This is a genomic window from Nesterenkonia alkaliphila (assembly GCF_009758175.1).
In the GTDB taxonomy this organism is placed as follows: Bacteria; Actinomycetota; Actinomycetes; order Actinomycetales; family Micrococcaceae; genus Nesterenkonia; species Nesterenkonia alkaliphila.
On record NZ_WRPM01000046.1, the window covers coordinates 1 to 17,029 of the forward strand.

Below are 17,029 nucleotides of genomic sequence, written 5' to 3' on the forward strand. Positions count from 1 at the left end.
GCCATCCTCAACACCGTCCTCAGTGCCGTCTACGTCACCATCGTCGGTGCCATCCTCAACACCATCTTCAGTGCCATCTACGTCACCGTCGTCAGTGCCATCCTCAACACCGTCCTCAGTGCCATCTACGTCACCGTCGTCAGTACCGTCCTCGACACCGTCCTCGGTGCCATCTTCAGTGCCATCAACGTCACCATCGTCGGTGCCATCCTCAACACCGTCCTCAGTGCCATCCTCGTCACCGTCTTCATCACCCGCATCGGGCTCAATCACGGTGATGGTGGTGCTCGCAGGCGTCTCGGATACATCACCGACTGCGGTGACATCCACCGGACCAATACCGTAGTCGTCAGGAACCGGCAGAGTCACGGAGATGGTGCCATCATCATTTGCGGTAGTTTCTACACCATCTTCGCCGGGGATACTGACGGTGACGTTCTCGCCGGGCGCGAAGCCCTCACCGGTCACCACTGTCTCAGCACCCTGCTCAACAACATCAGGATTCGCAGAGATTGAGGTCTCGTAGACCACATCAGTGCCACGCACAGTTGAAGAAGCCAACTGAACAGTAGCCAGCGGAGAGTTGGGAAGCAGATTGATCTCTACAGCACGCACTGTGCTGGAACCCTCGCCCAGATCACCAACTCCAGGCTGGGCATTGACGGTAACGGCAACAACCTGGTTCACAACTTCCAGGAGCGGTCCAACTACCTCGGTGGCCAGGGGACCAGTGATGTCGTCTACGACGCCTTCCAAGTCACCCAGCACATCGAGTGAGTCACCGAGGGCACCAGTCAGCAGGCCCACAAGATCATTCGCCAGTTCCGTGACACTCCCCAGTCCGAGGAGATTCAGCAGTTCACCGACGACACCACTTGTATTGATGGTCACCAGATCGTCTGCATTGCCTGCCAGCAGCTCACCTATGGTCGCGTCCACACTGAGATCGACGCTCGCGAGGAGCGGAACCGAAAGCCCAACGCTAACACCGAGCTGCGTTTCAGAGATCGATGTCTCGAGGTTCGTGACGATCTCTGTGACAACATCGGTGACTGCCTGAGTGATTCCGTCGGCAATTGCGGCAACGACGGGACCGCTCAGCAGCTCCGAATTCGCCGGCATCGCGTTGAGATTCGGAAGGTCAGGGTTAGCGGCCAGCAAAGTCTCCAGGTCAACCGTGACCGCACCGGTAGCGAGGTTGACGGTGACACCACTGGACTCACCGATCAAGTTCTCCGGCAACAGTGCTGAAAGATCTGGCGGGGTAAAGGTGACATCGGTACTCAGACCGACACCAGCAACCCCCAGCTCAGCTCCCAAAAGACTTTCCAACTCTGACGAAAGCCCCTCGAGGGCCACCTGGAGTTCGTCAACCGTCCCTTCCAGGGAGTCGTAGACACCACCCACAGCAGGACTGACGATATTCAGAGTGGCACCGGCAATCTGATAGGCAGGTACCGGATCCGCACCGTCAACCTGTTCAATACTGGAGGAAACAGCACCCAACTGGAGGCTGAGGTCCTCAACGAGGTAACTGGTGCCCGCACCGCCTACCTCAGAGAGCAGCGCACTCAGATCCAGCGTCGCATCAGAGGGAAACTCATCGGAAGCGCCGACAGCGATTCCGCCCTGATCGGCCACCGCACCAGAAGCAGCCTCTGCTCTGCCGTCATCGGCGGCCTCGGCGTACTGGTTCACCGCTCCGAGCTGAATGACACCATTGGGCCCGAACAGCTGCAGACCATCACCCAAGTCGAGACCGACGACGTTCAGAACCTCAGCACCCAAAGGGTTTGTGACCAACGGGTGTTCACCGCTGGGATTCTCTGCCAACGCACCGTTGACCTCGGCAATGTCATCAAGATCAATATTGACTGCAGAGCCGCCTAGGAACTTACCGAGCGCCTCCGACACATCATCTGGCGCGGCTTGCGCAGGGGCAGAGCCCGCCACGGCCAAGCCTGCGGCCAATACTGCGCTGGAAGTATATGCCATCCAGCGTTTGAGCCTCCCCGGTGGAGGCGCGGATCTTTCTAAGGACGGTGAGAGAGACAATGGTTTCCCCTGTTCCAATTGACACCCAAAAGAGGGCCGGCGAGACCGCGGGCCCACTTCATGCAAACACATTAACAAGCCCCCATCAAGGTCTTGCTAGGGAAAAAAAAAGAAGTTCCCCTAGAGGACACCTGCAGCAGCGCGCCTATTTCACTGGCTAGTAACTTCGCTTAAGACCACAGAAACCCCCAGCTCAGCAGGTGTTCCACGAGGTTCGGTGCCCTCGGGAAGCTAGTGAAGCGGCGAGGTTGGTCAGCCCAAACTCACTAGGGAACTGTTCAGGTAAAATAAGGGTAAACAGAGGGTGACTTAGGGAAGTTCTCAGGTTTACGCTACGCAGCAAATCAGAGCAAATGTGTTCTCGCTGGCCTAGCTGCATCAGATGCAGCACATTTCTCGGCCGTCGTCAATGACTTTCACCCACACCCGATTCGCGGGCGAGGACTGCCGCCTGCATACGTGAGCTCAGCTGCAGTTTGGCCAGCAGACTGGAGACATGGGACTTCACTGTAGCCTCGGTGATGAACAGCTCCGCGGCAATCTGGGCATTGCCAAGTCCCCTGCCCAGGGCAGCCAGCACCTCCCGCTCCCGCGGCGTGAGTCCGTCCAGCTGCGCGTTGTCACCGGCCGGTTCCTTCGCCGCCTGATCTGAGGCGCCGCTGACAAAAGTGTCCAGCACTCTGCGGGTTACCTCAGGGGCGACGACGCCGTCCCCGGCTGCCACTCGCCGGATCGCCTCAACGAGGTCCCTGGGCTCGGCCGACTTCAGCAGGAACCCAGCCGCTCCGGCCTGCAGGGCACCGAAGACCACTTCATCGAGGTCGAAGGTAGTGAGCATCAGCACCTCAGTATCGGTCTCTTCCACGAGACGGCGGGTAGCTGCGATCCCGTCGGTGCCAGGCATTCGGGCATCCATCAACACCACATCCGGCCCCAGCGCCCGGACCTGACCCAGGGCCGCCTCACCGTCAGCCGCTTCGCCGACCACCTCGATCCCTTCTGCAGTCTCCAGGAGCAGCCGCAGGCCGGCCCGCACACTGGAATGGTCATCGGCTAGCAGCACGGTGATTGCTGAGTCCTTCCCGCGGGCTCCCTGAGGGCTCACCCTTCCTCCTTGTGAATTGTCCAGTCCCGGCCCAGCGGCAGCTGCGCCTGCACTCGCCACCTGCCCCGGTGCTCCCCAACGGAGACGCTGCCGCCGATGCTCTGGGCACGTTCTTCCATGGCGATCAGCCCGGTCCCGGTCCCCTCCACCACCGCTTCGCGTTCCTCCTCGTCCAGCGCGGACTCCACGGTCAACACCAACTTCCGCCGCCCGGTCCGCAGCCAGACCTCGGCAGTCCCGGCGCCGTGCCGAGCCGCATTGGTCAGCGACTCCTGCAGGATACGCAGCAGCACGGATTGTACAGCCGGACCCAGCTGGCTCGGCGGGGCGCCGCGTACCTCGAGCTCCAGGCCCTGGCGATGCGCCTGGGCGAGCACCTGCTCCCAGGTGACTGCGGTGAGCAGCTCCGCTGCGGCGTCGTCCTCCTCCTGTCCCTGACTGCGCAGCATCTGGACCATCTGACGCAATTGATCCATGGTCTCCACACTGGTCCCCCGGATGGTCTGCAGCGCCCTGCGGTCGCGCTCATGGTCTGGATCCGCGTTCAGCACCGCCCCGGAGGTCAGGGCGATGGAAGCCACCTGAGAAGAAACTACATCGTGAAGTTCCCGGGCCATTCGGCGCCGCTCACTGTCTATCGCGGCGCTTCGTCTGCGCTGCTGCTCAGCCAGCAGCTCCCGGTGCCGCTCCTCTTCCAGCCGCTGCCTGATTTGGTCCTCTACAAAAGCCGGATAACCGCGGCGCACCTCGGCGGCCCACCAGAGCGGAACCATCAGCACCGCGGTGGCCAGCAGCAGCATACTGATCCCTGTGAGCAGCGTGTTGAAGAGGACCGCCGCTGCGGTCACCAAAATGACGACGACTCCCAACACCCGTTCAGCCGCCTTGGCCCGGCGGGCGGGTGCCCGCACGCCGTGACTGTAGATGAGATCGGTCAGGCAGATCAGGATCCCAGCGTTGAAGCCGAAGCTGAGATCGGCAGCCACGCAGGCCGCGCCCAGCAGCAGGGCCAGGGTGGGGCGCTGGACTTTGAGCAGCATCACCGTGCCCATGGCTGCAAGTGTGACCAGGTGCCACCAAGTCTGGGGTGCCACGGGCAGGTGCTCCCACCAGGGCAGGCCGGTGGGTCCAGCCCAGCCGGCCAGCACTGCTACTACGCCCAGCGCCAGGTAGGCGGCGGTCTGCAGGTGGGCACGGTAGTTTCGGGGCACACCGTTATTCGACCATAGTCCTGCACCCTGCGGCCTCCGCCGAAAGTGGGAGAAGGGTTGCTGGCTGCAGAAAGCGGTTCCATCCTTTGGCCGATGTGCGCAGGAGATCCGGGCCGGATGATCGTGGTTATGAATGGACTGATTACCACTGCCCTGCTCCAGACGGGGCTCAACGCATTGCCCGGGGAGTGGCTCGGCGCAGGCGGAGAAGGCCCCTGGGCCCTGCTGGGGATCCTTACCGTGCTGGCACTGATCGACTCCACCAGCTTCGGCACCCTGCTGATCCCAGTGTGGCTGTTGATGGCTCCGGGCCGGCTGCGCGCCGGACGGGTGCTGGTCTACCTGGGCGTGGTGGCCGGGGCCTATACCGTGATCGGCCTGGTGCTCCTGGCCTCCCTGGTGCTAGTGGGAGATCAGCTGCTCGCCTGGTTCAACGCTGCCAGCGAGTCTGAGGCGTTCCTCCTCGCTCAGGCGGTGCTGGCTGCGGGGCTGATCTGGTACAGCATGCGACTGGACCCCTGGACCGAGGCGGGCAAGGAGAAGAAGCGTCAGCGCGAGGCGCAGCGCGACACCGACGGCCGCGTGAGCCGATTCCGCGCCCGGGCAGTGGGTGAGGGCTCCTCCGGGGGTCTCGGCCCCCTGTTGGCACTGGCCCTTGCCGCGGTGGGCCTGGAGATCGCCACGCTGATTCCCTATCTTGCCGGAATCGGGCTAGTAGCAGGCACGGCTCCTGAGCCGCCGGGTTCGGCACTGATGATCCTGTTCTACTGCGCGGTGATGATCACCCCGGCACTGGTGCTGCTGCTGGGCAGGATCGCAGCCCGCCCCCTGTTGGAACGCCCTTTGGCCAAACTGGAGGGTTTCCTCAGTCGGCATGCCAATGGCACGATTGCGCTGATCCTGTTCCTGCTCGGCCTGTTCCTGGGCCTGAATGCCCTGGAGGGCCTACAAGACTCCGGGCTGCTATAACGTTGCCGCCCTCAGGCGCGCCAGGTGGCCAGACGGCCGCACATTCCGTAGAGGCGTGGGGAGCTGTCGCTGCCGGCTTGGGGTGTGCCGCGCAGCACGGTCGCCTGGCCCAGGTGGGAGCCGTCCCCGGCTGCCAGCGCGGCCAGCTGCTCGGCGGTGCGCTGGGTCTCAGCGGCCACATTGGCCTCGAAGATCTGCTGCCAGCGCTGGGTCTTGGGCCGCACTAGGTTCACCGCATACTGGTAGAACCGGCCCATCGCCGCCTCCACCCCTTCGGTTTCGATAGCAGCCAGCAGCTGCTCATAGCCTTCCAGTGCCAGGTCGCGACGGGTACGGGCGGCCTCCGCTTTGTCGGCGTCCGTTGGCAAAGCCACCGCTGCCGCGTACTTCTCAGGGTCGGCCACAATCTCTTCGGGGAAGGTCAGCACCGCGTCACCGGCCTCGGGCAGCCCGGCATTGGACATCACCACGGCCATCTCCAACCCGCCGTGGTTGACCAGCCGGTGCACGGTCCCAGGGGTGAACCACAGCAGGGAGCCAGGCTCCAGTGCATCCTGGGCGGGCCCCGCCGCACTGATGGTGTGCACCTCGCCGCGGCCGGCAGTGATCACATAGGCCTCGGTGGACAGGGTGTGCAGATGCGGGGAGCCGCCATGCAGCCCGTCCGGGGTGTCCCAGTCGTAGACGCAGAGGTGGGAGAGGCTGGTGCCGCCGGGGAAGTGCGGCAGGGCGCGGTCCACCACGGGGCCTGCTCCGGAGGGAACCTGGCTGCCGGGGGTCTCTGCAGGGCTAGACATCAGAGCGCGTACTCCTGAGCAATGGCGGTCAGCTCATCGCCCTCGAGCAGTTGGTCGATGAACACAAAGCGGTGGTTGAGTTTCAGAGTACCGTCGGCGGGCAGGTGGATCTCCTGGTCGAAGGCCGGTGAGGGGCTGGCCACCGCGAAGATCCCGGTGCGGGTGAACCATTTGACCGGGGGCACCGCAGTGTCCTCAGAGGTTGAGCTGCCCGAGTAGACCAGCACCGTGCCGCCGCCGTTGAAGTCATCGTGCTCAGAGCTGAAGGCCACCCATTCGGCCTCAGTGCCCATGATGGTCGAATCCTCCTCCATCCCGGTGGAGGAGACGACCTTGCAGCCGGTCCAGGACCGCGGCCCGCGCCAGAACCAGCCGGTGTAGCCGGCTTTCTCCCGGCCAGCGGTGGTGGGGCTGCCCAAATCTATGGTGGAGCCGCGCACGTTGGTGATCTCCGTGACGAGGTCCACCGCCCAGATACCGCGGCCCTCAGCAAAGCGGTTCAGGTCCAGTGAGTGGAGGCGCTGGACCCGGTGCTCATCTATCCAATGCTCCCCTGCGGCGGTGATCCACTGCAGGTCCTCATCGAGGACCACCTCGTCCCCACCGGCTGGTGCGGTGCGGAACCCGGTATGCCGCATAGTGCCCAGGTTGTCCTTCATCACATACCATTTGGTCTCCTTGTCGAAGGAGGCCCCGCCCCAAAAATTCTGGTCATCCACATGGGACCAGGTGAACTGCAGCCCGGTGTGCCAGCGGTGGTCCCAGGGCCGGCGCACCGAGGCCTCAGCTCCGCCGGTGAACCGCAGCGGAAACAGGTAGGGCTTGGGCGCCTCGTCCTGGGGTGAGTCGGGGTCGGTCTCGTAGCGGGCGATCTCAACGTCCCCGGCCCGCACCGAGACCGCGCCCCCTCGCTGGTGCTGCCCCACCGCCTGGGAAGACTCAGCAGCGGTGCTGGTCCCGGTACCAGTGCTCACCCGGCCCAGTCGGGCGTCGTCGTAATTTTCAACCTCAAACTGGTTCATCAGCCCTCCTGCGGCTTCTGGTAGATGTAGTTCGCATCATGCATGCCGGTGTAGTAGATGCCGTCCTTGACCAAGTCCTCGCGACGGACCCGCTGGCCGGTCTCAGCCGACTGGTAGAGAGCGGCGATGAACTCCAAGGTGCGGCGCCCGTCGTGACCTGAGGCGCGCGGGCGGGTGCCTTCGGCCATGGCGTCGAGCAGCTCTGCCAGCTGCTGCCGGTGTGAGGAGGGGATGTTCTCCTGCGGGGCCCAGGACTGCACGGTCTCGGTGTCCTCCGCCTTATGCGGTGCCGGGGTCCACCGCCAGGAGGAGTTGTCATAGCCGTAGAGGTGCTCCACCTCCACTGTGGCGTCCTGGAAGTCGAAGCGCAGGTAGGAGGTCTCCCGGGGCGAGAGCACCGAGTTCACGATGGAGGCGATGGCTCCGGACTCCAACTTCACGATGGCGAAGCTGACATCCTCGGTCTCGATATCGCGGTCCAGGGTGTCTGCCACTGCGGTGACCTCGGTCCAGTCGCCGAGCACCTCGAAGAGCAGGTCCATCTGGTGGATGCCGTGACCCATCGCCGGGCCACCCCCCTCAGTGGCCCAGAGTCCGCGCCAGGGCACGTCATAGTAGGCGTGCGGGCGGTACCAGAGGGTGTTGCACAGAGCGACCATCGGCCGCCCCAGGGTGCCCTGCGCCACCTGCTGCTTCAGGGTGGCTGCCCCGGAGCCGAACCGGTGCTGAAACACGTAGCTGGCGTAGGGGCCGCCTTCACGCTCCTGGGCCTCCACCTCGTCATAGTCAGAAAGGGTGAGCATGGGGGGCTTCTCGCACCAGACCCAGGCCCCGGCCCGCAGGCCTTTGAGCACCGCCTCCTTATGCGCCGAGGGAGGGGTGCAGACGATCAGCAGATCGGGTTTCTCCGCCTCCAGCAGGGCGTCCACATCTGTGTAGCGCCCGGGAATGTCCCACTCCTGGGCTACCTGAGCGACCCGGTCGGCATCGAGATCGGCAATGGCTGCCACCTCGACCCGATCCTGGTGGGCACGCAGGGTGGGCAGATGGGCGATAGTGGCGATGCCGCCGGCACCGATGAGGCCGACTTTGACCTTGGACATGATCCATGACTCCTTGACAGATTGTGATGCTGTTCACAGCCTATTGGAAAACGTTTGCCCAGCGCAACAGCACCACGTAATCGCCCTCATGTCGCCATTCTTCCGGATACGATGACGAACACAGCAAGCTGCCCTGAGCTCCGCACTACCGAATCAGGGACGACGCCGCCCACCCGACCTCGATACCCCGCCCCGGGCAGCAGCCACCCCGGGAACACCAAGGAGCACGCTATGCCGCCTCAGCACCAGGTCACCTTAGCCCAGGTCGCCGAGGCTGCCGGAGTCTCCATCGCCACCGCCTCCCGGGCGATCAACGGCAGCACCCGCAAGGTCAGCGAGGAGATCCGGGTCCGGGTCACCCAAACCGCAGAGGAGCTCGGCTATCTGCCGAATCTCTCGGCGCAGACTGTGGTGAAGGGGGCCTCACCCACAGTGGCGGTGCTGGTCAGCGATATTGCCGATCCCTACTTCAGCGCAATCAGCTCCGGCATCATGGCCGCGGCGCGGCAGGCCGGGCTGATGGTCACTATGGCCACCTCCGAACGCCGCTCGGCTGACGAGCGGGATATGATCCGCACTTTCCGCTCACAACGGCCGCGGGCGATCGTGGTGGTCGGATCCCGCTGGGACCAGGACCCTCAGGCTGCGGCCATCGAGGAGCAGCTCGCCGCCTACCAACAGGCCGGTGGGCGGGTGGTCCTGGTCTCCCAGGGCCCCTCCCCCTTCGACCTGGTGGAGATCCAGAACTTTGAGGGCGCCAAGGCCCTGGCCCACGCTCTGGTCGACCAGGGCGGCCAGCGCTTCGGGGTCGCAGTGGGCTACCGCCGGCTGCGTACCAACGCGGACCGGCTGGCCGGTTTTACCCAGGGATTGGCTGAGCGCTCTATCACCCTGAAGGAGGAGGCTGTGGCGGAGGCAGCCTTCACCCGCGACGGCGGCTACGCAGCTATGCGCCAGCTCCTGGAGCGGGGCGTGGAGCTGGACACGGTCTTCGCGGCCAGTGATCTGATGGCATTCGGCGCGGCCACCGCCATGCGTGAGGCCGGGGTGCAGCCGGGTGCCCAGATCGGGCTGGCCGGCTTCGACAACATTGCGCTCACCGAGGATGTCACCCCCGCGCTGACCACTGTGGACGCCCCGCTGGGAGAGATCGGCAGGCGCGCCATGGACCTGGCACTCTCCGAAGGCACGGAGCCGCGCACTGTGGAGGTTCCCACCTCAGTGATTCTGCGCGCCTCCACTCCGCGCCGCTGAGGTGGGCAGCCCGCTACGACAACTCGCTGCACGAACAAGCATGTCGTCACCTACTGCCCAGTACACCCGCCAGTTCCACCAATCCTGGGCAATAGTGAACGACAACACGGGCCCCAACCCCTCCCAGCATCACCCACTGCCCAGTACACCCGCCAGTTCCACCAATCCTGGGCAGTAGTGAACGACAACACGGGCCCCAGCCCGTCTCAGTGTCACCTACTGCCCGCTGGCAGCTCAGACAGAGGTGGGGTGGGGCGTCGTCGTACTTTGCCCAGGTTCCCGGAGTTGGGATCCTCCGGGTTGGCGACTAGGCGGGCTGCGCATGTAGCGCAGCGCTGGGTGGCCGGGATATGCGCGCAGTCATCGCAGTAGAGCTGGAGGGTGGAGCAGCCGCGGTCCAGGCAGTTGTGGAAGGTTGAGGTGGCCGCTGTGCAGCTCACGCATTCGCCCAGCGTCTTGGCCTCCTCGCTGAACCGGGTGTTCATCCGCCCGTCGAACACATACAGCTCGCCCTCCCAGTAGCCGGAGTCACCGTAGGTCTCCCCGTAGCGGACGATCCCTCCATCCAGCTGGTACACCTCCTGCCAGCCACGGTCCTTCATCAGGGCCGAGAGCACCTCACAGCGGATACCGCCAGTGCAGTAGGTGACCACCGGCTTGTCCTTGAGGTGGTCGTATTTGCCGGAGTCCAGCTCAGCGATGAAGTCCCGAGTGGTCTCGGTATCCGGGACCACAGCATTCTTGAACCGCCCGATCTGGGCTTCCAGGGCGTTGCGCCCGTCGAAGAAGGTCACCTCCACGCCCTCGGCCTTCTTGGTCTCCACCAGCTGGTTGACCTGCTCAGGCTTGAGGTGCTCCCCGCCGCCGATCACGCCGTCTTCATTGACCTTGACCTGCTCGGGCACCCCGAAGGCCACCAGCTCGGGCCGGACCTTCACGCTGAGCCTGGGGAAGTCCTCCGCGCCGCCGGCGGACCACTTGAACTCGGTGCCGCGGAACGGGCGGTAGCTGCGGGTCTCCTTGACATAGCGTTTCACCGCCCGCATCGGACCACCCACAGTGCCGTTGATGCCGTGCTCGGATATGATGATCCGGCCTTTGAGGCCCAGTTCCCGGCACAGCGCCCGCTGCCAGAGTTTCACCGCCTCCGGGTCTTTGACCGGGGCGAACTTGTAGTACAGAACAATGCGGGACTCAGTCACAACGTTTAAGGGTATTACGACGGCGCCGGCCCCGCCCGTCCAGACAATTGTTACCTAAGCCCCCTACCGATGAAAGTGATCTTGCCTATATGTTGGATAGTGAACCCATAACTTCATGAGCCGCCCTGCCTCGGTGACGGCGAGCAGGCATTGCATATGACCCGACCTGGCGGTGATCTGGAAGGATACCGCGGGCCGAGAAGGAAACGGAGCACAGAATGACTACCGAGCTGAGCGACTCTCTTGTCCAGATTTGGGTGACCGGTTGGGCACGGACCCACGGCTACGAAGTGCGCGACGAAGGCGGCGTGCACTCTGCGCGGCTGGGCCCGGACTCCGATGAGTGGGAATACGTGGTCTTTGACCCCGAGGAGACTGAGCTGCGCAAACTGGCCGCTGCAGTGGATAAGAGTCCCACCCGGCTGCTGACCGTGATTGCCGAACCTGATTCGGACATCATGGGCGCCAAGGAGGTCGACGGGCTGGAGATGATCTCCGATGAGGAGAAGCTCATGGTGGTGGATATGGGCACCCAGGATGTGGAGGACCCGATCACTCCGGAGACCTACACCACCAGCCGCGAGGACTTCGACGGCTGGGTGCTCTTCACCGTGCACCAGGGCGAGAACGTTGCCGCCCGGGGCCGGATGGCGGTGGTGGATGACTATGTGATCCTGGACCGCATCTACACCTCCCCAGACTACCGGCGCCAGGGTCTTGGCACCTTCGTGACCCGCGCCCTGCTGGCTATCGCCCATGAGCACGACGTCTCCTGGGGGCTGTTGGTTGCCAACGCAGACGGCCAGGAGCTCTATGAGTACCTCGGCTGGACCCACCTGGGTGATGTGCATGTTTTCGGCGCCCCCGGGGCTGAGGACCGCCGCCGTCCCTCGCACTCCCAGATCGATGAGGAGATCAGCCAATAGCCTCAACGGTGCTGCCCTGAATCGGCGCGGACTCGCACCGTACCCACGGCATAGTTGAACATAATCTTGTTCGGCGTGGATGTGTTGCGCTATAGTCATGGACACTGCCACGGACAGTTAATTCTTCCGGCCGGATATGCGAGGCCTCGCCTCGGCCGCTCCTTCGCGTGGCAGCTTCATGTCAACGACTGAAAGGAGCGGTGCATATGCCCGCGCGACTCTCTCTGAACGACCGTCTCGACGCCGGTCCTGTGATCTGCGCCGAAGGGTTCCTCTTTGAACTTGAACGCCGCGGCTACCTGACCGCCGGGGAGTTCGTCCCCGAGGTGGCCCTCGAGCACCCTGAGGCGCTGAAGACCCTGCACGTGGACTTCCAGCGGGCCGGCTCTGACATTGTGGAGGCCTTCACCTACAACGGGCACCGCGAGAAGATGCGAGTGATCGGCAAAGAGGATCTGCTGGAACCGCTGAACCGTGCCGCGCTGCAGATCGCCCGCGCGGTGGCCGATGCCAGTCCCAACGACTTTATGGCCGGCAATATCTCCAACACCAATATCTGGGATCCCGCGGACCCGGCCAAGCAGGCCGAGGTGCGCGGGATGTTCCAGGAAATGGTCGGTTGGGCTGTGGAGGAGGGCGCTGATCTGATCATCGGGGAGACCTTCTACTACGCTGGTGAGGCGCTCGCCGCCCTAGAGGTAGCCAAATCCTCGGGCCTGCCGGTGGTACTGACCCTGGCACCGATGGCATTCGAGGAGATGGCCGATGGCGTAGGAGTGGTGGAGACTGCACAGCAGCTTGAGCAGGCCGGAGCTGATGTGGTGGGGCTGAACTGCTTCCGCGGTCCGGAGACCATGCTGCCCTGGCTGAAGCAGATCCGGGAGAAGGTCAGCTGCCATGTGGGGGCACTGCCCGTCCCCTACCGGACTACTGCGCAGGAGCCCACCTTCTTCAACCTCTCGGATGTGCGCGCCTCAGTACCCTCACCCCACGGGCGGACCTTTCCCACTGCCCTGGACCCGCTGTACACCAACCGGTATGAGATCGGTGCTTTCGCCAAGGAGGCCTATGCGCTGGGCGTGAACTATCTGGGCGTCTGCTGCGGTGCCTCGCCCATGCACATCCGGGAGACCGCCGAGGCGGTGGGGCTGACCACCGAGGCCAGCCGGTTCTCCGAGAATATGGCCAATCATTTTATGTACGGCTCGCATGAGCGGCTGCCCGAGAACATCGCCGCACTGGGCAGCCGGGCATAGCCTGGTGGGGTGACTGAGCACCAGGAAACCGACAGCCGCCCCGCTCCGGAGGCTCTGGGGCTGCTCCGCGCGGCCAAACTGCCGGTCCGGGTGGGCGAGGGCTCCCCGGTCAAGCACATCCGGACCCTGCCCGCCCGGCCTGCGCAGACTGCTGACTGGCCGGAGTGGACGCCTGCGGAGCTTCGGGCGGCCTACCGGCAGCTGGGCGTACCGCGACCCTATGCTCATCAGGTGCAGGCTGCCCAAGCCCTGCATTCCGGCCGGCACACGATTCTGGCCACGGGCACCGCCTCCGGCAAGTCCCTGGCCACCCAGTTGCCGGGGCTGGCCGCAATTCTGGGGACGAGGCCGCCGCAGGGCGTGCCTGCCCATCCCTCCGGTGGCGCGACCATCCTCTACCTCTCCCCCACCAAGGCGTTGGCAGCCGACCAGCTGGATGCGCTGGCTGAGCTGGCTGAAACCGTGGGCCACGCCGGCCCATCCGGCGGTATCCGGCCGGCCGCCTACGATGGGGACACCGATTCGGAGGAGCGCCGCTGGGTGCGTCAGCACGCCAATGTGGTGCTGAGCAATCCGGATATGCTCAATGCCGGCATCCTGCCAAACCACCGCGGTTGGGCCCGGTTCTTCTCCCGGCTGCGCTATGTGATCGTGGATGAGGCCCATACCGCCCGAGGGATCTTCGGCTCACACACCGCACTGCTGCTGCGCAGGCTGCGCCGGGTGGCACGCTCCTATGGTGCCGATCCGGTGTTCGCCGGAGCTTCGGCTACCAGTGGTGACCCGGCGTCGTCGTTCTCCCGGCTGATCGGTGAGCCCAGTTCCCAGGTGCTGGCAGTGACCGAGGACGGTTCCCCGCACGGTCCGGTGGACGTCTACCTATGGGAGCCGGCGGAGTCCAGCTTCACCGGGGACAATGATGCTCCGCTGAAACGCAGCCTGACCGCTGAGGCCGCCGATATTCTCAGCAGCTTAGTGGTGGCCGGGCACCGCAGCCTGGCGTTCATCAAGTCCCGGCGCGGAGCAGAGACCATCACCGCCATCGCCCGCGATAATCTCCTGGAGACCGATCCGGCGCTGAAGGACCGGGTGGCCACCTACCGGTCCGGGTACCTCAAGGAGGAGCGCCGGGCCCTGGAGGAGGCGCTGCGCACCGGGGAGCTGCTGGGTGCAGCCTCCACTCCCGCCCTGGAGCTGGGGATCGACATCTCGGGGCTGGACGCGGTGGTGATCGCCGGCTGGCCGGGCACCCGCGCCGGCTTCTTCCAGCAGCTGGGCCGGGCGGGCCGCTCTGCCGACACTGAGCAGCGCAGTGCCGCGTTCTTCATCGCCGGGGACGACCCGCTGGACGCCTATCTGTTGGAGCATCCGGAGGCGATCTTCGCCACTCCGGTGGAGGATGCGGTGACCGATCCGCACAACCCGCATGTGGCCGCTGCGCATCTGCTGGCCGCCGCCCAGGAGCTGCCGCTGGTGCCGGATGATCTCGCAGCCTCCGGGCTGTTCGCCGGGCTGGGTGAGCTGGTGGACTCACTCACCGCCCAGGGGCATCTACGACGCCGCCCCCGGGGCTGGTTCTTCGGCCACGATGATGTCTCCGCAGCCAGCTGGGTGCGGATGCGCTCTGATGGGGGTGGTCCCTACACCATCGTCAACGCAGAGGACGGCACAGTGGTGGGAGATATGGGGGCTGCTCAGGTACAGCCCCAGGCCCATCCGCAGGCGGTGTATGTCCATCAGGGCAGGACCTTCATTGTGGAAGAGCTTGACCTGGAGCAGAACACGGTGCTGGTGAGCCCGGCGAATCCGCCGTTCTACACCCAGGCCCGGGAGACCACCTCGATTGCCGTGCTTCAGGAGCTGGAGCAGCAGGTGTGGGGGGATTTCCGGCTGTGCTTCGGCATGGTGGAGGTGACGTCCGCGGTGGTGGGTTTCCAGCGCAAAGCGGTGGGCACCTCGGAGGTGCTCTCAGATGAGCCGCTTGAACTACCACCCTCCACCCTGCGCACCCAGGGGATGTGGGTCACCGGCGCTGAGACCGTTCTGCAGCAGGCAGGTGTGGTGGTGGAGCATATTCCCGGGGCGCTGCATGCCGCCGAGCATGCGATGATCGGGCTGCTGCCGCTGCTGACAAGCTCTGACCGCTGGGACATCGGCGGGGTCTCCACTGCACTGCACCGGGACACCGAGCTGCCCAGCATCTTTGTCTACGACGGGCATCCGGGCGGGGCGGGCTTCGCCGAACGCGGCTACCGGATGGCGGAGCGCTGGCTCAGCGCCACTGCGGACACCATTGCAGCCTGCTCCTGCGCGGAGGGCTGCCCCAGCTGTGTGCAGTCTCCCAAATGCGGAAACCGGAACTCCCCGCTGCACAAGCAGGGGGCGCTCAACCTGCTCCGCGGCATGCTGCCTACCTAAGCCTCTCAACCGCCATTAGGAATTGCGGCGGTACCTTCTTGCTGCGTCGAGGAACGCCCGTGCGAGGGCGTTGAGGTGGTCAACCCTGGCTTCCTGGTCCTCCGGGTGCCATTGCACGCCCACGAGCCATCCTTCTCCGCGGGCTTCGTAGCCCTCCAGCAGTCCATCCTCGGCAAAGGCCGCCGGCGTCAGCAACTCCGGAAGCCTGCCGATGGCCTGATGGTGCGCTGACCGGACCTCGATCCTGGCGGATCCGTAAATCCGGGCGAGCGCAGTGCCCGGGGTGAGCTCGACCTGGTGAGTGGTCATCTCATCGCTGCCCGGGCGCTGATTATGCACCGTTCCGGCCCCGATATCGGGGATCAGCGATCCGCCCAGGGCCACGTTGACCACCTGCATTCCCCGGCAGATCCCCAGTAGCGGCACGCGTCTCTCCACCGCCGTGCGGGCAAGCTTCATTTCGAAGCCGTCCACAGCGGAGTTGATCCCCTCAGCATCCACCTGTTCGCGGGTTCCAGGGTCCGAGGTGTAGAATCGGGGTTCGATATCTGCCCCGCCGAGGATCACCAGCCCGTCAGCGCGCTGTAGCAACTCCGACGGCTGGGCCCCGGGGGATGCTGCATCCACGAACCAGATCTGGACGTCCGGGCCTCCCCGGGTGAGGGCCTGGCCCATGCGCTGGGCCAGCGCATGCAGGGTTTCGGCGTAGCGCTGCGAGACATTGGCGTCATCCATGCTGTACGAGACGAGGATCCGCAGCGGGCACTTCACGGGCTGGGTCATGGGCACCGCTCCCGGCTCACCGCCGGCTCAGATCGCGTCACTGCCGTGCTCCCCCGTGCGCACCCGGACCACGCCGACCAGATCGGTGGACCATACCTTGCCGTCCCCGATCTCCCCGGTGCGGGCGGCATCGACGATCGTGTCAATGACCTGCTCCACGACCTCGGTGGGAACGATCACCTCGATCTTGGTCTTGGGGAGGAAGTCCACCGCGTGCTCCCTGTCGCGGAAGACCTCCTTGCGACTTTTCTGGGAGCCGTAGCCGAGCACATCGGTGGCGGTGAGCCCACCCACCCCTGCGGCAGTGAGCGATTCAGTCACGGCTTCGAGCTTGCGCCGCTGGATGATCGCTGTCACGAGTTTCATATCTGCTCCCTCAGCGGTAGTCGTAGGCGGTTTCGCCGTGGATGCTAAAATCGAGGTCCTCTTCCACCTCATCCGTGACCCGGATCCCCATGATGAGATCCATCACCTTGGCCAGCACCCAGGTGATGATGAAAGCGTAGATGCAGGTGACGGAGACAGCGATGAGCTCTCCCACCAGCAGGGTCCAGCTGCCCGGAATTTCATCCTGCCCAAGACCCCCGAGGCCACGATCGCCACGGTGATGCAGGCCACCAGGGCGAAGAAGGCGAAGTCAGTGATCTCCGAGACCTGGTCCCCGGTGTCCTCGTAGAAGCCGAGCATCCCGAGATAATCTGCCGGATTACCGATCACCCCGCCCAGGGATTCACCTAGCACCGCGCCGTGGCCGATGAGCAGGTACATCACCCCCACGGAGAAGAGTGTGCTCATCACCATGAGGATCATATTGAGGACGTTCTAGGCGCCGGACATCCCGCCGTAGAAGAACGCCAGCCCGGGGAACATGATGACGACCAGCGCCGTGCAGATCATCAGCCATGCTACATCTGCTGCAGCCATGGTC

General features: G+C 64.7%; 17 protein-coding genes. 5 read left to right on the top strand and 12 right to left on the bottom strand.

Annotated elements, in window-relative coordinates; translation table 11 throughout:
- The 3 genes from GNZ21_RS06425 to GNZ21_RS16175 all read right to left on the bottom strand — a co-directional run.
- Positions 1-1,995: choice-of-anchor G family protein (locus GNZ21_RS06425; protein ID WP_198345978.1), on the bottom strand; the 1,995-nt coding region annotated here is incomplete at its 3' end.
- Positions 1,996-2,461: 466 nt separating this feature from the next.
- The gene (locus tag GNZ21_RS06430) at positions 2,462-3,160 is read right to left on the bottom strand and encodes a response regulator (RefSeq protein WP_229659451.1); all 699 of its coding nucleotides are present in this window, start codon (positions 3,158-3,160) and stop codon (positions 2,462-2,464) included.
- Positions 3,157-4,371, bottom strand: coding sequence for a sensor histidine kinase (locus tag GNZ21_RS16175; RefSeq protein WP_157322523.1), 1,215 nt, complete (start codon positions 4,369-4,371; stop codon positions 3,157-3,159). The genes GNZ21_RS06430 and GNZ21_RS16175 overlap by 4 nt, the downstream gene beginning before the upstream one ends.
- A gap of 129 nt (positions 4,372-4,500) precedes the next feature.
- Here GNZ21_RS16175 and GNZ21_RS06440 point away from each other — a divergent pair, with 129 nt between their 5' ends.
- Entirely contained in the window at positions 4,501-5,340 is an 840-nt protein-coding gene (locus tag GNZ21_RS06440; protein WP_157322525.1) for a GAP family protein, read from the top strand.
- 11 nt (positions 5,341-5,351) lie between these two features.
- Here GNZ21_RS06440 and GNZ21_RS06445 read toward each other — a convergent pair whose 3' ends face one another.
- The 3 genes from GNZ21_RS06445 to GNZ21_RS06455 are packed head-to-tail and all read right to left on the bottom strand — an operon-like array spanning position 5,352 to position 8,262.
- Positions 5,352-6,137: a cupin domain-containing protein gene (locus GNZ21_RS06445; RefSeq protein ID WP_157322527.1), complete on the bottom strand. Its 786-nt coding sequence runs from the start codon at positions 6,135-6,137 to the stop codon at positions 5,352-5,354.
- Positions 6,137-7,159: a DUF6807 domain-containing protein gene (locus tag GNZ21_RS06450; protein ID WP_157322529.1), complete on the bottom strand. Its 1,023-nt coding sequence runs from the start codon at positions 7,157-7,159 to the stop codon at positions 6,137-6,139. Before GNZ21_RS06450 ends, GNZ21_RS06445 begins: the two co-directional genes overlap by 1 nt.
- On the bottom strand, positions 7,159-8,262 hold the full coding sequence (locus GNZ21_RS06455; protein WP_157322531.1) for a Gfo/Idh/MocA family protein: 1,104 nt from the start codon (positions 8,260-8,262) through the stop codon (positions 7,159-7,161). Before GNZ21_RS06455 ends, GNZ21_RS06450 begins: the two co-directional genes overlap by 1 nt.
- 231 nt (positions 8,263-8,493) lie before the next feature.
- Here GNZ21_RS06455 and GNZ21_RS06460 point away from each other — a divergent pair, with 231 nt between their 5' ends.
- Positions 8,494-9,516: a LacI family DNA-binding transcriptional regulator gene (locus tag GNZ21_RS06460; protein WP_157322533.1), complete on the top strand. Its 1,023-nt coding sequence runs from the start codon at positions 8,494-8,496 to the stop codon at positions 9,514-9,516.
- A gap of 212 nt (positions 9,517-9,728) precedes the next feature.
- Here the strand turns inward: GNZ21_RS06460 and trhO are convergent, their stop codons facing one another.
- Positions 9,729-10,718: an oxygen-dependent tRNA uridine(34) hydroxylase TrhO gene (gene trhO / locus GNZ21_RS06465; RefSeq protein WP_188503571.1), complete on the bottom strand. Its 990-nt coding sequence runs from the start codon at positions 10,716-10,718 to the stop codon at positions 9,729-9,731.
- Positions 10,719-10,936: 218 nt separating this feature from the next.
- On the opposite strand from trhO, the gene GNZ21_RS06470 reads away from it, so the two are divergent.
- The 3 genes from GNZ21_RS06470 (at position 10,937) to GNZ21_RS06480 (ending at position 15,318) form a co-directional block, all read left to right on the top strand.
- The gene (locus tag GNZ21_RS06470; protein WP_157322535.1) at positions 10,937-11,644 is read left to right on the top strand and encodes a GNAT family N-acetyltransferase; all 708 of its coding nucleotides are present in this window, start codon (positions 10,937-10,939) and stop codon (positions 11,642-11,644) included.
- A 206-nt stretch (positions 11,645-11,850) separates the two neighbouring features.
- Positions 11,851-12,900, top strand: coding sequence for a homocysteine S-methyltransferase family protein (locus GNZ21_RS06475; RefSeq protein ID WP_157322537.1), 1,050 nt, complete (start codon positions 11,851-11,853; stop codon positions 12,898-12,900).
- A 9-nt stretch (positions 12,901-12,909) separates the two neighbouring features.
- Positions 12,910-15,318 (top strand): DEAD/DEAH box helicase, encoded by a 2,409-nt coding sequence (locus tag GNZ21_RS06480; RefSeq protein ID WP_373868406.1) that lies wholly within the window; start codon positions 12,910-12,912, stop codon positions 15,316-15,318.
- A gap of 15 nt (positions 15,319-15,333) precedes the next feature.
- On the opposite strand, the gene GNZ21_RS06485 is transcribed toward GNZ21_RS06480, so the two are convergent.
- From GNZ21_RS06485 to GNZ21_RS16070, 5 genes are read right to left on the bottom strand one after another with little or no spacing between them, the layout of a single operon-like run.
- Positions 15,334-16,101: a gamma-glutamyl-gamma-aminobutyrate hydrolase family protein gene (locus tag GNZ21_RS06485; protein ID WP_157322539.1), complete on the bottom strand. Its 768-nt coding sequence runs from the start codon at positions 16,099-16,101 to the stop codon at positions 15,334-15,336.
- A 27-nt stretch (positions 16,102-16,128) separates the two neighbouring features.
- Positions 16,129-16,467, bottom strand: coding sequence for a P-II family nitrogen regulator (locus GNZ21_RS06490; RefSeq protein WP_157322541.1), 339 nt, complete (start codon positions 16,465-16,467; stop codon positions 16,129-16,131).
- 10 nt (positions 16,468-16,477) lie between these two features.
- Positions 16,478-16,642 carry a hypothetical protein gene (locus GNZ21_RS06495; protein WP_157322543.1) on the bottom strand — a complete coding sequence of 55 codons (165 nt, stop codon included), beginning with the start codon at positions 16,640-16,642 and terminating at the stop codon, positions 16,478-16,480.
- The gene (locus GNZ21_RS06500; RefSeq protein WP_157322545.1) at positions 16,570-16,911 is read right to left on the bottom strand and encodes a hypothetical protein; all 342 of its coding nucleotides are present in this window, start codon (positions 16,909-16,911) and stop codon (positions 16,570-16,572) included. The genes GNZ21_RS06495 and GNZ21_RS06500 overlap by 73 nt, the downstream gene beginning before the upstream one ends.
- A 12-nt stretch (positions 16,912-16,923) precedes the next feature.
- A complete protein-coding gene (locus GNZ21_RS16070) occupies positions 16,924-17,025 on the bottom strand; it encodes an ammonium transporter (RefSeq protein WP_188503573.1) in 102 nt (33 codons plus the stop codon).
- Between the last annotated feature and the right edge of the window lie 4 nt (positions 17,026-17,029).